Annotated in this window: 15 protein-coding genes; all 15 read left to right on the top strand. The window is 67.9% G+C overall.

What is annotated here, in order from left to right; genetic code table 11:
- Positions 1 to 44: 44 nt before the first annotated feature.
- The 15 genes from ASG30_RS13200 to ASG30_RS13130 all read left to right on the top strand — a co-directional run bounded on the left by ASG30_RS13200 (position 45) and on the right by ASG30_RS13130 (position 13,772).
- On the top strand, positions 45 to 1,472 hold the full coding sequence (locus tag ASG30_RS13200) for a S49 family peptidase (RefSeq protein ID WP_055897226.1): 1,428 nt from the start codon (positions 45 to 47) through the stop codon (positions 1,470 to 1,472).
- Between the two features lie 32 nt (positions 1,473 to 1,504).
- A complete protein-coding gene (locus ASG30_RS13195; RefSeq protein WP_055897223.1) occupies positions 1,505 to 2,410 on the top strand; it encodes a hypothetical protein in 906 nt (301 codons plus the stop codon).
- A gap of 41 nt (positions 2,411 to 2,451) precedes the next feature.
- Positions 2,452 to 3,402, top strand: coding sequence for a Mu-like prophage major head subunit gpT family protein (locus tag ASG30_RS13190; protein WP_055897220.1), 951 nt, complete (start codon positions 2,452 to 2,454; stop codon positions 3,400 to 3,402).
- A gap of 22 nt (positions 3,403 to 3,424) precedes the next feature.
- Positions 3,425 to 3,991, top strand: coding sequence for a hypothetical protein (locus tag ASG30_RS13185; protein ID WP_055897217.1), 567 nt, complete (start codon positions 3,425 to 3,427; stop codon positions 3,989 to 3,991).
- A 6-nt stretch (positions 3,992 to 3,997) separates the two neighbouring features.
- Positions 3,998 to 4,282 carry a head-tail joining protein gene (locus ASG30_RS13180; RefSeq protein ID WP_055897214.1) on the top strand — a complete coding sequence of 95 codons (285 nt, stop codon included), beginning with the start codon at positions 3,998 to 4,000 and terminating at the stop codon, positions 4,280 to 4,282.
- Positions 4,282 to 4,725 (top strand): hypothetical protein, encoded by a 444-nt coding sequence (locus ASG30_RS13175; protein ID WP_055897211.1) that lies wholly within the window; start codon positions 4,282 to 4,284, stop codon positions 4,723 to 4,725. Before ASG30_RS13180 ends, ASG30_RS13175 begins: the two co-directional genes overlap by 1 nt.
- Before the next feature lie 11 nt (positions 4,726 to 4,736).
- On the top strand, positions 4,737 to 4,988 hold the full coding sequence (locus tag ASG30_RS13170; RefSeq protein WP_055897208.1) for a hypothetical protein: 252 nt from the start codon (positions 4,737 to 4,739) through the stop codon (positions 4,986 to 4,988).
- Between the two features lie 3 nt (positions 4,989 to 4,991).
- Positions 4,992 to 5,966 (top strand): phage tail tube protein, encoded by a 975-nt coding sequence (locus ASG30_RS13165; protein ID WP_055897207.1) that lies wholly within the window; start codon positions 4,992 to 4,994, stop codon positions 5,964 to 5,966.
- Positions 5,967 to 5,970: 4 nt separating this feature from the next.
- Positions 5,971 to 6,312 carry a hypothetical protein gene (locus ASG30_RS13160; protein WP_055897204.1) on the top strand — a complete coding sequence of 114 codons (342 nt, stop codon included), beginning with the start codon at positions 5,971 to 5,973 and terminating at the stop codon, positions 6,310 to 6,312.
- 110 nt (positions 6,313 to 6,422) lie between these two features.
- Positions 6,423 to 6,707, top strand: a complete 285-nt coding sequence (locus tag ASG30_RS13155) for a DUF1799 domain-containing protein (RefSeq protein ID WP_055897200.1) — start codon at positions 6,423 to 6,425, stop codon at positions 6,705 to 6,707.
- Between the two features lie 8 nt (positions 6,708 to 6,715).
- A complete protein-coding gene (locus ASG30_RS13150; protein ID WP_055897197.1) occupies positions 6,716 to 9,064 on the top strand; it encodes a hypothetical protein in 2,349 nt (782 codons plus the stop codon).
- A gap of 31 nt (positions 9,065 to 9,095) precedes the next feature.
- Positions 9,096 to 9,701 (top strand): hypothetical protein, encoded by a 606-nt coding sequence (locus ASG30_RS13145; protein ID WP_156385527.1) that lies wholly within the window; start codon positions 9,096 to 9,098, stop codon positions 9,699 to 9,701.
- Entirely contained in the window at positions 9,698 to 10,288 is a 591-nt protein-coding gene (locus tag ASG30_RS13140) for a hypothetical protein (RefSeq protein WP_055897193.1), read from the top strand. Before ASG30_RS13145 ends, ASG30_RS13140 begins: the two co-directional genes overlap by 4 nt.
- A 5-nt stretch (positions 10,289 to 10,293) precedes the next feature.
- Positions 10,294 to 10,725, top strand: coding sequence for a DUF6950 family protein (locus tag ASG30_RS13135; RefSeq protein ID WP_055897190.1), 432 nt, complete (start codon positions 10,294 to 10,296; stop codon positions 10,723 to 10,725).
- Complete coding sequence (locus ASG30_RS13130) at positions 10,713 to 13,772, top strand: phage tail protein (protein WP_156385526.1); 3,060 nt, start codon at positions 10,713 to 10,715, stop codon at positions 13,770 to 13,772. The genes ASG30_RS13135 and ASG30_RS13130 overlap by 13 nt, the downstream gene beginning before the upstream one ends.
- The last annotated feature ends 2 nt before the right edge of the window (positions 13,773 to 13,774 follow it).

Below are 13,774 nucleotides of genomic sequence, written 5' to 3'. Positions count from 1 at the left end.
AGCTGAGCAATTCCTAGAGTCACGGCACTGAACTGATCGGTGCCATGCAACTGCTAGACATCCTTACCTCGCCCTGGGCCATCGAGCTGCCCAAGCTGCGCGAGATCCAGGCGATCTACGCCGCGCACCTGCGTGGCGAGAAGATCGATGTCGACGCGGTGGAGGCGCGCTTGCAGCGGCCGCTGGCCAACGAGCAGCAGGAGTACCGGATCCAGGACGGCGTGGCCGTGCTGTCGCTCGAAGGGGTGATTGCCCCCAAGGCTAACCTCTTCACCCGCATCAGCGGCGGCGTCTCGACGCAGCTGGCGCAAAAGCAAGTCGAATCGGCGATCGCGGACCCGCGGGTGCGCGCCCTGGTGCTGCAGATCGATTCGCCCGGAGGCAGCATCTTCGGCACCCCGGAGCTGGCCACCAGCATCCTCGAGCTCTCGAGCGAAAAGCCGATCGTCGCCGTCAGTGATGCCGTCATGGCGAGCGCGGCCTACTGGATCGGCTCGGCGGCCAACGCCGTCTACATCACCGGGCGGACGGTGCAAGTGGGCTCGATCGGGGTAGTGGCCACGCACAACTACAACCCGCGAGTGGCAGAGGGCACCACCGAGATCACCGCCGGCCGCTACAAGCGCATCGCCTCGGACACCGCCCCCCTGACCGAGGAAGGCCGCGCCTACCTGCAGGAGCGGGTCGACCACATCTACACCGTCTTTGTCGACGCGGTGGCGCAGCACCGCGGAGTCACGGTTGAACAGGTACTCGAGCACATGGCCGACGGCCGCGTGTTCGTTGGCCAGCAAGCGATCGACGCAGGCCTGGTGGACGGTGTCTCCACCGTGGATGCGCTCGTCGAGCAGCTGGCCGACAACCCCGAAGCCTTCAGCAAGCGCCGCCGCACGGCGCTACGCGGTGCGTCGGGGCCTGCGGCACAAGGCGCCGGTGTTGCGCAAGACCCGCCGAACCCTCCCACCTCAATCACAGGATTCCAAATGGACATCGAAAAACTGAAGGCCGAGCACGGATCCGTGTACCAGGCCGTTCTCGCCCTGGGCATCGCGCAGGGCGCCGACGCCGAGCGCGCCCGAATTCAGGCCGTCGAGGCCGCGCTGATCCCCGGCCACGAGGCCCTGATTGCCTCGCTGAAGTTCGACGGCAAGACCACAGGCGGCGACGCCGCGCTGGCAGTGAACGCCGCCGAGCGCCAGATCCGCCAGGCGCAGGGCAAGGCCAACACCGAAGCCGCGCCGAAACCTGTGGCCCAGGTGCCGGCCCCCACGGTGCCGGCGGATGCCGCGGCGAAGGACGCAGCCGAGCAGCAGCGCCTGGCAGCCATGCCGATCGACGAGCGGTGCAAGGCCGAATGGGACGCAAACGCCGAGATCCGCGGTGAGTTCGGCACCCTGAGCGCCTACACCGCCTTCGCCAAGGCGAGCGCCGCCGGCAAGGTTCGCGTGCTCAAGCAGCGCGCCAGCGCCTGACCTCCCACCCCTTTATCACTCAAGGAATGACCATGAAAAAGTCCCTGATTCTGGTGGCGCTGCTGGTTGCTGCGGCCGCCGCCACCGCGATGCCGGTGGAGACCCTGCAGCACTTCGTGCAATGGGTCGGCGCCGAGAACATCGCGGCGCTGTCCCTGGCCGGCACCACGCTGGCCACCAACTCCCCGCGGGCCTACGAGATTGGTAGCCGCAACGAGTTTCCGGTGATCGCGGCCGACATGATCTATGAGGGCGCGGCCGTTGGCCTGGTGGACGCGAGCGGCCATGCGCGCCCCCTGGCAAATGCCGATCGCTTCGCCGGCTTCGCCGAAGCCAAGGCGGACAACAGCGCCGGCAGTGCTGCAGACATCAATGTGCGCGTGGTGGAGAGCGGCAAGGTGCAGCTGGCCGTCACCGGCGCCGTGATCACGGACGTGGGCCAGCCGGTCTACGCCAGCGACGACGACACCTTCAGCTTCAACCCTGCCGGCGGCGCCTTCGTGGGCTTCGTGCACCGCTTCGTAGGCGCTGGCGTCGTCGTGGTTGCGTTTGATGCGCTGAAATACCGCGACCCCTGGGGCCACTACACCGTTCGCGAAACGCTGTCGGCCATCAAGACCTTCGACGCCGAGGACTGCGGCAAGCTGTTCTGCGTCGACGCAGACGCCGACGACGACGCGCTCACCCTGCCGGCGATCGCCGACGGCCTGGGCGGCATCACGATCCTGGCGGTGGGCGCCTTCGGCACCACCAAGGTCAAGATCAGCCCGGCCGCGGCCGACAAGATCCACGGCCCGGACATCACCAGCGCCGACGACAAGGACCTGATCCTGACCAAGGCTACCCAGCGCCGCGGCGACTTCGTCACCCTGGACCTGGGTGACGCCGACGGCTACGTCGTCACCGCACTGCGCGGCTCCTGGGCCCGCGAGGCCTGACCACCGGCCCCACCTGAACACAGCACACAAGGACCACCACCATGGACCAGCAAATCCTGTCGAGCCGCTCGATCATGGGCATGTACTTCGCCCGCCTCGAGCTCAACCCGGGTATGGCCTGGGTCAACGGCCTGTCCAACTTCTTCCAGTCCGACCAGGCCGGCGAGACCTACGCGTTCCTGGGCCAGTCGCCGCAGTTCCGCGAGTGGATTGGCGGGCGCCAGGGCAAGGGCCTCGCCTCCAGCAGCTTCGCCATCACGAACAAGCATTACGAGGCGACGCTAGAAGTCAGCAAGCGCGACGTGCGCCGTGACAAGACCGGCCAGATCATGGCCCGCGTCGAGGAGTTCGCGGACAAGTCCGTCACGCACTGGGCCAGCATGCTCTCCACGCTGCTGCTTAACGGAGACTCCACCGTCTGCTACGACGGGCAGTACTACTTCGACACCGACCACAGCGAAGGCAGCTCCGGTACCCAGAGCAACAAGATCTCGGTGACGATCGCCGGCCTGCCGGCGGCGGTTCATGGCAGCACCACGGCGCCGTCGGTGGAGGAGTTCCAGCAGTGCATGCTCAAGGGCATCGCCGCGATCCTGGGCTTCAAGGACAACCAGGGCGAGCCGATGAACGAGAACGCTCGCGACTTCGTGGTCAAAGTGCCGGTGGGTCTGTACCTCACGGCCACCGCGGCCGTGAGCACGCTTGCCACGGCGGCCCTAGCGCAGAACCTGAACCCCAACCTGATCGCGGGCCTGAACGTGCAGGTGGTGATGAACCCCCGCCTGACCTGGACCAACAAGTTCAGCGTCCACCGCACCGACAGCCCGATCAAGGGGCTGATCCGGCAGAGCGAGCAGGACGTCGAGCTCAAGGTGAAGGCCGAGGGCAGCGAGTTCGAGTTCGACAACGACGCTTGGCAGTTCGGCTTGGACAGCTGGCGCAACGTCGGCTACGGCTACTGGCAGCGCAGCTGCCAGGTGATCATGGCCTAACGGCGGCGAGGTACGCACCGTCATGAAGAAATTCACCGTGCTAGCGGTGCTGGGCTTGCCGCCCGGCACCATCGTCGGCCTTACCCACGCCCAGGCCGAGCCGCGCGCCCAGAGCCTGAAGGCGCTGGAGGTGGACGACAAGGCCAAGATGGGCCGCTACGAGGTCACCGCCCCCATCCAGTTCAAGGTGGGCGAGACCATCTGGTCGGACGCCGAGTTGAACAAGGCGATGGCCACCTCGCTCGAGCCGGAGGACGCAACCCGTCAGAAGGCCCGGGATGTCGCGAAGGCGCAGGCGCAGTCTAAGGACCTCGGGGAACTGCGGGCCAAGGCCAAGCAGCTCGAGGAGCTGCTGCCGGAGCTGGAGCGGCTGCGCGCCGCCTCGGCTCAGTTCGAGACCAAGGCGCTGGACGCCGAGATCCGGCAGCTGCGCGAGAAGGCCAATCAGTGGGACGAGGTGCAGGAGGAGCTCGCGGCCCTGCGCGCCTTCGTGGGCGAGATCGAGGCCCTGCCCAAGGAGCTGCACGACCAGGTGAAGGCCGAGGTCGAGAAGGCTCGCACGGCCGCCGCCGGCGACCAGAAGAAGTAAACGACCATGGCCTTCGTCGAAGACTTCACCGTGTTCTTCGCAGACTTCAGCGTCCCCGCGACGCCGGAAGGCGGCGCCGCCGTCACGGTGATCTTCGACCGGGCCCACATCGAGGCGATGGGAGGGGACATCAGCGGGACGCGGCCGGTGGCACTGGCCGTGTCTGCGGATGTCTCCTCCTGGCTGCCCCGAACCACGCTGGTGGCGATCCAGGGCAGCACCTACCTGCTGTCGGATGTCCAGCCTGACGGAACCGGCTTGTCGCTTCTGATCTTCGAGGTGGCGACCTGATGGCCACGAGCAAGCATCTCGCGATCAGAGCCGCCGTCGCGGCCCTTTTCGCAGCCGGGACCCCGGTGTCGGCGCACGTCTTCCAGAACCGCGGCTTCAGCTTGGCGCAGGGCCTGGCCAGCCAGGTGCACGTGAACTTCGACGGCGGCGCGCCGGCGGAGGACGAGGTCTACCAGAACCACCCGATCGACTGGGAGAGCCGCTTCGAACTGCGCTTTCTGGCGCGGGCGGGCGGTGGCCTCGAGGCTCACGACGTCGCCGACGCGCTTTGGACCGACGCCTACGCCCGGATCATGGCCGACCGCAAGCTTGGCGGCCTGGTGTGGGATCTCACGCCCGCGGACGTCGACGTCGACACCGATGAGGCCGACACCAGTGTGGCCGTCGTCATCTGGCGCTTCACCTGCAAGCACCGTACCACCGACAACTCCATCTCCTCCTGAAAGGCACTGCCATGGCCAACAAGAAGACCGTGATCCGCGCCGAGCCGGGCAAGCCCTGGCCGAACCCGCCGGCGGGCGGCAGCTGGATCCGCGACACCACCACCGGCGACCTGACGCTGGACGTCCCGCCGGCCTCCGACACCGATGCGGACCGGCAGAAGCGCCGGGCCGAGCAGCGCGCGGCGGCGCTCGCCCGGGGCGAGCAGCAAGCCTCGGCCGAGCAAGTCCAGCCCGACGCCGCGCCCAGCGGCTCCGAGGAGTAAGCCATGGCCGACCGTCTCGACCGGGACGCAATCATCCTGTCCAAGGAAGAGAGCTCCTACAACACCGACTCCACCCCCACCGCCGGCAGCGACGCGCTGCAGGTGAGCGGCTTCACCCTGGATCCGTTGAACGCGCAGAACGACAAGCGCGAACTGCTGCGCGGCTTCCTGGGCGGCTTCGAGGAGCTGGTGGGCGATCGACACATCGCCGCGCAGTACTCGGTGGAGTTGGTCGGCTCGGGAAGCGCCGGCACCGCGCCGGCCTGGGGAGCGCAGCTCAAGGCCTGCGGCTTTGCCGAGACGCTCAGCGCCACCACCCGCGCCGACTACACGCTGGTGTCGGGGAGCATGGGCAGCCTGACCAGCTACTACCACGACTCGGGCGTCAAGCACCTGTCCACCGGCGTGCGTGGCAACGTGGTGTTCGACTTTCCCCTCGGCAAGCGGCCGATGATGGAGTTCTCCATGCTGGGGATCCACAACAACGAGTCGGCCGCCGCCAATCCCACTGGCACCTTCACCGCGTTCAAGACCCCCGAGGCCGTCACCAACGCCAACAGCGGTGACATCACCTTGGGCTGCACGCACAGCTCCAGCGGCGCGCCGGCGCTGGTGGGTGGGCTGGCCTACCCCAGCCAAGGCATCCGCATCAACATCGGGAACGTGGCGGAGCACTCGGCGCTCCTCGGCGGCGAGAGCATCGTGATCCAGGACCGCGAGGTCACCGGCACCATCACGATCGACGCCACGGCGGCGCAGGAAGTGCAGCTGCTGTCTGACATCCGTGCCGCCACGCTGACCTCCATCGGGTTCGTGCACGGCACGGTGACGGCCCGCAAGGCACTGGTGTTCATGCCGTACTGCCAGTTCGTGCGCGAGCGCAAGATCAACTACAAGGGCAAGCGCATGGTCCAGATCGACTTCCGTGCGATCCCCAGCGCCGGGAACGACGAGTTCCGCCTGGTCACGAGCTTCTGACGCCATGCCGAAGTTCAAGCTCGCGATCGCCGACACGATCGGCGTCCTGGTCAAGGGCGCCTACATGGACGAGAACGCCGCGGAAAAAGAGTTCTCCTTCACGCTGTTCTGCGTGCGCCTCGCCAACGAGGAGCTGCGCCAGCTCTCCGAGAAGTACCCCACCGCGTTCGAGTTCCTGCGCGCGCATGCCCGCGGCTGGAAGGACCAGACGCTGGTGGTGGACGAGGCCAACCAGCCCGCCCCATTCAGCCCGGACGCACTCGAGGTGCTGCTGAACATGGGTGGCATGGCGTCGCTCTGCTACTCGGCCTACCGGGCGCAGGTAACGGTCACCGCAAAAAACTGATCGAGGCCGCCAGGCTCTGGGCTGGCGGCCAGTTCATCAGCGACTCAGAACAACGCAAACGAGACGAAGAAAGGCGAGGGGCCCTCCATGCAGACGCCGCGGCTTGGGGAATGCGGATCGAAGCTGACCCGGCACCTGCACGGGAGGAGCCCGAGGTCTTTCACCTCTGGCCGGAGAACGTCCGCACCTGGGGCCTGTTCCTGGAGTGTTCGAGCCAGTGGCGCACGTCCATGGACGGTCGCGAAGGGCTGGATCTCCCGGGTGTCGAGATCATCCTGCGGCGGTCGGGCCTGCCACGTGATCGCCGCGACCAGGCCTGGCACGACATCATGGCCATGCAGTTCGCCTGCCTCGAGGTCTGGGCGAACCGGCGCTCTGAGCGTGAGCGTGACTGAGGGTCGCCATGTCTGACCCGAAGATTCGTCTCACAGCCGAGGACGCCACCAAGCAGGCGTTCGAGTCGGTCAAGTCCGGCCTGACCGGAATCCAGGCCAAGGCCGCGGCCGTGACCGGCGCGCTCGCCGCCCTGGGCGTGACGGCCTGGGCAACGGACATGGCGAACGGCGTGATCGCCGTGATCGACGAGTGGGACGAGCTGGGTAAGGCCGCCCAGCGAGCGGGCTTCCAGTCCGCGCAGGCCATGGCCGAGTACCAGTTCGCGGCCAAGCTCGCCGGAGTGGAGGCGGCCGGGTTCGAGGCCGCCCTGAGCAAACTGAATGGGAAGATGGCGGACAGCGCCGGGGGCAACAAAGAGGCCACGGCGCTGTTCAAGGCTCTGGGCATCCAGGTGAAAACGGCCACCGGGGAGCTCCGGGCCAGCGATGCGGTGCTGGCCGACCTGGCGGAGAAGTTCGCCTCCTGGAAAGATGGCCCCGAGAAGGCAGCTCTGGCCGCAGACCTCTTCGGCGACAAGATCGGACGCCAGCTGATCCCCTTGCTCAACGGCGGCCGCGCCGGCATCGAGGCACTGCGGGAGGAGTTCCGCCGCCTGAACGGCGAGATCACCGACGAGAGCGTCAAGGCCGCCGAGACCTACAACGACAACCTGACGAAGCTGGAGACCGCTGCGGGACGGCTGAAGCGCGAGATGGCCGAAGGCATGCTGCCCGGTCTCGTGCAGGTCACCGACGCGATGGTGAAGCAGGCCGAGAAGGGGAACACGCTCTTGGCCATCTGGGCCGGGCTGGCGGAGTTCGCGAAGATCGGCACGAACACCGATGCCCTGGGCGGCAAGATCGTCGCCCAGCGCAACGCGGGCGCCGAGCTGGCCACCGCCGGCGGCAAGCTGGAGTTGCTGCTGCAGGCCCAGCGCAATGGCGGCGACAGCGACGCCCTGCAGGCCGAGATCCGCAAGGTACGCGCCGAGCTCGAGCAGCTGCAGAAGAAGGCACTGGACGCGACGGCAGCGGTCAAGGGGGCGCTCAACCCCAGCTACGACCCGGCGGCGGGTGGCACCGGCGATTTCGCTCGCGCGGACCGCGCTGCGCAGCGCACCGCCGCGCCTGTGGTGAAGAAGGACACCGGTGGCAAGTCCGAGTTCGAAGCGCTCATGGGGCGTATTCGCGAGCGGGTTCAGCTGCAAACCGCAGAACTTCAGAACGGGCGACAGCTCTCCGAGCAGGACAAGTTCGAGATCAAGGTCAAGGGCGAACTGACCGCTGCTGAGGGCGCGTACACCGCGGCCCAGCGCCGTGCAGCGGAAGCGGAACTGGCCAAGTCGCGGGCCAAGTACACCGCCTCGATCGCGCAGGAGAACCAGCGTGCCCAGAACAAGGCCTGGGCCGAGGAGCAGCAGCGCCAGGACGACGAGCTCGCTGCCTTCAACGTCGCCCGCGACAACGAGCGCAACCGCTTCCAGGCGCAGACGTCGGGCGAGACACGCGCGCTGGAAGACAGCGGCCGCATGCTCGAGCTCGAGGCCAGGTTGATCAAGGCCTCTGGGACCGAGCGTGCGATCGCGATCGAACACCTGCGCATCGAGCTGGACCTGCGCAACAAGCTGCGTGAGCTGGACCAGAACTCGATGCTCACCCCTGAGGCGCGCGACTCGCAGCGGAGCCAGTTGGTCGGCAATGCCCAGACGGCCAAAGATCAGGCCTCGATGCGCATCGGCCTGAATGAGAGTCGGGAGTTCGGAGAGACGCTGCGCGGCGACGTCCGCGGCGCGCTGCAGCGGGCCTTCGAAGACACCAAGAACCCGCTCAAGGCGTTCGGCGACGCCCTGGCCAGCACCGTCTACACGCGGCTGTCCGGCGCCCTGACCGACGCGATGCTGGATGGCATGGGCCTGCCGGGTGGGGGTGGAGGCGGCAACTACTTCACCGGCCTGGTCAGCGGCGCCATGGGGCTGTTCAGCGGCGGCGGTGCAGTCAACCTCGGCTCGGCCGGTGCGGATCTCGGCCTGTTCTATCACGGGGGTGGCATCGCTGGCGGCGCGCCGACCTTCACCCGGCCCGTGGATTCGCGGATCTTCGCTGGCGCGCCGCGCTTCCACGGTGGCCGCATGCCCGGGCTTGCGCCCGGCGAGGTGCCGGCGATCCTGGAGGAAGACGAGGGCGTCTTCACCCCGGAGCAGATGAAGGCGCTCGGCCGCGGCCGCGGCGGCGGCCTGACCTTCGCTCCGTCCTCTCAGATCGTCGTGCAGGGCGGCGGCGACCGCGGCGCGATCCTCACCGACGTGCAGCGTGCGCTCGACGCGCGCGATCAACAGTGGTCGGAGCAGCTGGAGCGCCTGGGCGTTCTGGGGGGCTGAGATGGCCGTCATCACCCTACCCAGCGGTCTGTTGGTCAAGGAGCAGCTCCCCGGCCAGAAGCGCTTCGACCTGCTGTTCGGCAGCGCCGAGTCGGGCGCCCAGCAGGCACGACTGCTCGGCCCGCCTCGGTGGATGTTCTCCATGGTGGCGCCGGATGCGCTCGAGACGGCGGCCGCGGCGCTCTGGCGCAAGCTGATCCTGTCGCTCGAGGGTCGGGTCAACCTGCTGGCGGTCTACGACCTGCTCAACATCGAGCCGCGAGGCACTGCACGCGGCACCTGGACCTGCAACGGCGGCGCTGCCGCGGGTGCCACGAGCATCCCCATCGCCGCCGGCGTCGGACAAGCGGGCACCACCGTGCTATCGGGCGACTGGGTTGGTGTGGGGCAGGGCTCCACCGGCCCCGCCCGTCAGCTGCTGCACGTTCAGGCGGACGTGACGCTGAACGGATCTGGCCAGGGGCAGCTCACTGTCACCCCGCCACTGCGCGTGGCGTTGACCAACGGTGCCGCCATGGTGTGGGACAAGCCCACGTGCCTGTGCCGCCAGACGGCCGACGAGACCCGCTGGAGCTCGCGCCGTGGCCGCCAGAGCGGCTTCAGCCTGGACCTCGTTGAAAGCTGGGAGGGCTCGTGAGCCTCACGACGGACGCTGCCTGGGACACTGCCGCCGCTGGCGGCGCGGTGGGCGCCCTCTACCTGATCGACCTGGACTTCGCCGGCGGCCGCCTGCGCGTCACCAACTTCCCGCTGGACGTCACTGCCATGGGCCATCCCTGGACCGGGGTCGGCATGCTGGGCGAGGTGGGGCAGCTGCAGGAGTCGGAGGACGGCAACTATCAGAAGGTGCGCCTGACGCTCACCCAGGTGCAAAGCTCCATCCTGGCTCTGGCCATGGGCTCGGCCGAGACCTACCAGGACCGGGACGCCATCGTCTACGTGGCCCTCTTCGACCAGACCTTCCAGATCCAGGGCGCGCCCGTGCGGCGCTTCGCGGGGAAGATGGAGAACGTCTCCATCGCCGAGCGCGACGACAAAGGGATGGGGAAGATCCACCTGGATCTCCAGGCCGGCGCCTACAACGTCCGCACCAACCCGGCCGCCCTGCGCATGAACCATGCGCAGCACGTGGCCCGTCATCCCGGCGAGACCGGCTTCCGCTACGTGCCGACCCTGATTGGCCAGCCCAGGCAGTGGCTGAGCGCGCGCTTCCAGCGAGTCTGAGCAGCATGCACGACGCTGTCCGTCCGCCCCGCTGCGAAGACTGGAAGGTGCGCCTGGACGCCTATGTGGCGCTGCACAGGGCCACCCCCTTCGATTGGGCGCTGCATAACTGCGTCACCTTCGCGGCCGGCTGGATAGAGCTGGCCACTGGCCATGCGGTGCAGCTGCCGCCCTATGACGGCGCGCTTTCTGCCCACCGCCGGATAGACGCGGTCGGCGGGCTACTCGCCGGCGCGCGCGACCGCCTGGGCGCCCCCGTGCCTGGCACGTTCGCTCAGTGCGGAGATGTGGTGCTGGTGCGGCTGCCGAGCACGGAAGAGAGCTTGGAGGGGCGGCGGGCATTCGGCGTTTGCATTGGGCCGACTGTGGTTGCGCCTGGGCCCACTGGCCTTCTCAGGGTGCCGATGGTGCAGGCGGAGGCCGCATGGCGCGTCTGAGACTCACCCGAGTCGCTGTGGCTGCGGTGGCCATGTTCTGCAGCGCTGCTGCGGTGGCCGACCCGATCACGATCGTCGCTGGACTCGCCCCCATCATCGGCGGCTCGGCCGCGGCTTTCATCGCCAGTCACGGGTTGATGATCGCCGTGGCGGGCTTCGGGCTGCACCGCACGGTCCAGGCGCGTCGCAAGCAGAAGGCCGCAGCTGCCCGAGCGCGCTCCGATTACAACGCCAATCTGCAGGACCGGAACGTCACGGTCATAAGCGCCGAAGCGCCATGGCAGGTGGTCTACGGAAGCCCCTCGCCCGTGGGCGGCGCCATTGTGGGCCTGTTCACCAGCGGCAGCCGCGACGAGTACAAGCACGTAGTGGTGGTGTTCGCCTCCCACCAGTGCGAGGCAGTTGACGAGATCTACATCGATGGCGAACCGCTGGGCGCGCGCGACAGCTCGGGCTGGGTGACGGGCGGCACCTTCCTGGAGCAGTTCGACGTCGGCACCTACTCGGACGTCTACTTCAACGACAGCGGCCAGGCGACGCTCGCGGGCGAGGTGCTGGGGCTGTCGCTGGTCCATGGCCTGCCGCTGGCAACGTCGGAGTACCCCGGCCTCACCTTCAACGTCAACTCCGTCGCGCGGACGACGGACTTCTCGGGCGGGCCTGTCGGCGGGCGCCTGACGCTGCACTACAACGTGCGCCAGAGCTACTCGCGCGTCAATGCTCAGATCCACCTGTCGCCTGGCGGCGCGGACACGGCTGACGCCTACCTGATGAACGCCGTGCCGGGCCAATGGGCGGCGGCGGACAAGCTCTCCGGCTACACGTACGCCGTCATCACGCTGGATCTCAACATGGCCCGCTTTCAGGGTGGGCCGCCCAACGTCTCCGCGAAGCTGCGCGGCAAGAAGATCCACGACTTCCGTACGGGAACGACCTACTACCACGCCAACCCGGCCAACTGCCTGGCCGACTTCCTGATGTCCGAGGCGGGCTTCTCTTGCACCCAGGCGCAGATCGAGAGCGCCGCCGCGATCGCCGCGGCCAACGCCTGCGACGCGGTTGGATTCAGCTGCGATGGCGCCTTCTTCACCAGCCAGGATCGCGAATCCACCAAGCAGCAACTCGAGGACTGCTTCGGCGGCGGCTGCTTCCAGTCCGGTGGGGTATGGCGCATTCGCGCCGGCTCGTGGACCACACCGGTGATGACGATCGACGAGGGTGACCTGGCGGGGCCCATCGAGATCCAGCAGATGAGCCACCCCAGCCGCGAGCGGTTCAACACCTGCCGGGGCACCTACGTCGATGGGGCCGGGCTGGGGGTGGCTACCGACTTCGCCCCGTGGTCCAACAACGCGCACCTCGCAGCTGACGGCTTTGCCAAGGTGAAGGACGTGAGCTTCCCGTTCACCAAGGACCATCAGCGTTGTCAGGATCTCGCGCGAATGCTCGTGGAGCGCTCGCGCGGCGGCATGACGATCGTGCTGCCGTGCCACATGGTCGCTTGGCCCGTGCAGCCCGGTGACCGCGTGGCTGTTAACAACGCGGAGTTCGGCTTCGTCAACAAGACGTTCCTGATTCTGGATTGGACCTTCCATCCCCGGGCGCCGGTCGGCCTGATTGGAGTGGAGGACGTGGCCGTCTACTATGACCCCGCTGCGGTGATCACCGTGGATGCTGCGCCCAACAGCGTGCTGCCCAACCCGTTTGCACGTCCTGCAGCGCCGCAGTCGTTCCGCGTGGAAAGCGGCACCGAGCAGCTACTGGTGCAGGCCGACGGCACGATTGTCACGCGCGTGCTGGTGCAGTGGGCCCAGGCGGACGCGTTGATCTCGGCCGCCGGCGAGGTTCACGTGCGCTGGTCGGACGCGCTCACCGGCGCTACGCAGACGGTGGTGGTGCCCGGCTACGAGACCAGCTGCTACCTCACCGGCGTCCGCGACGGTGCCATGCTGTTCCTGGCTGCGCGCTTCGTGCGATTTGTAGGCAACCTCAAGGTAGTCGGCAACGAGGCGGTGACCATCCACACCGTTATCGGCAAGACCGAGCCGCCCAGCGATGTCCAGACCTTCACCCTGGACGGCGACGTACTGCGCTGGCCCGCGGTGGACGACCTGGACCTGGCGGGCTACCAGATCCGCTTCGCCTACGGCAACAACCCGTTCTGGAATTCGGCCGCACCGCTGCACGAGGGCCTCGTCACCTCCAGCCCGTACACGATGGCGGCTCGCCCGTCGGGGGTGATGACCCTTCTGATCAAGGCGGTAGACACCTCGGGCAACGAGTCGCTCAATGCAGCGGTCATCGTGGCCAACCTGGGCGACACGGAGATCAGCAACGTCCTTATCAGCTATCCGGAAGCGCCGGACTTCACCGGGACGATCACAAACGGAGGTGTGAGCGGCGGGGTGCTCCAGGCGGACGCGACGGACCTGTTCTATGGCGACGACGCGCAGCCCTTCTACGGGGTGGACACCGACGACTTCTACTCGGCCGGCACGTACGCCCAGCTGGTGTACGAGTGGGGCCGGGCGCCGGAGGCCGAGGGCCGCGTCGTGCTGCAGCACACGATCGTCGCCAGCGACTACGCCATCGAGTTCCGCCGCGACAGCCAAGACGCCTTCTACGGCGGCGACGGCGACCTGTTCTACGGCGACGACGACGATCCGTTCTACGGCACGCCGGGCGACTGGAGCACCTGGCCGGGCGAGATCACGCTGCGCGCGCCCGAGACGATCACATGGCGGATCACCACCGCCGGCGGCCCAACGCAGGGCCAGGTTTCCGAGGCGACGGTGGTGCTCGATGTGCCGGACGTCACCGAGGAGCTCAACGACGTCGTCATCGGCTCGGGGGGCACGCGCCTGCCGGTCACCCAGAGCTACCGCTCGATCGAGAACCTGCTGCTCACCGTTCAGACCGATGGCAACGGCGGGGTGTCGGCGCGCATCGAGGACAAGAACGCCGCGCTGGGGCCCCTCATCACGGTGCGAAACGCCGCAGGCACCGCCGTGGACGGGCTGGTCGACGCGCGGATCAGGGGTTACTGAGA

Origin of the sequence: Ramlibacter sp. Leaf400 (assembly GCF_001424545.1) — a bacterium.
Classification (GTDB): domain Bacteria; phylum Pseudomonadota; class Gammaproteobacteria; order Burkholderiales; family Burkholderiaceae_C; genus Ramlibacter.
The sequence above is the reverse complement of the archived record's forward strand: the minus strand, read 5'-3'. Positions and strand labels throughout refer to the sequence as shown.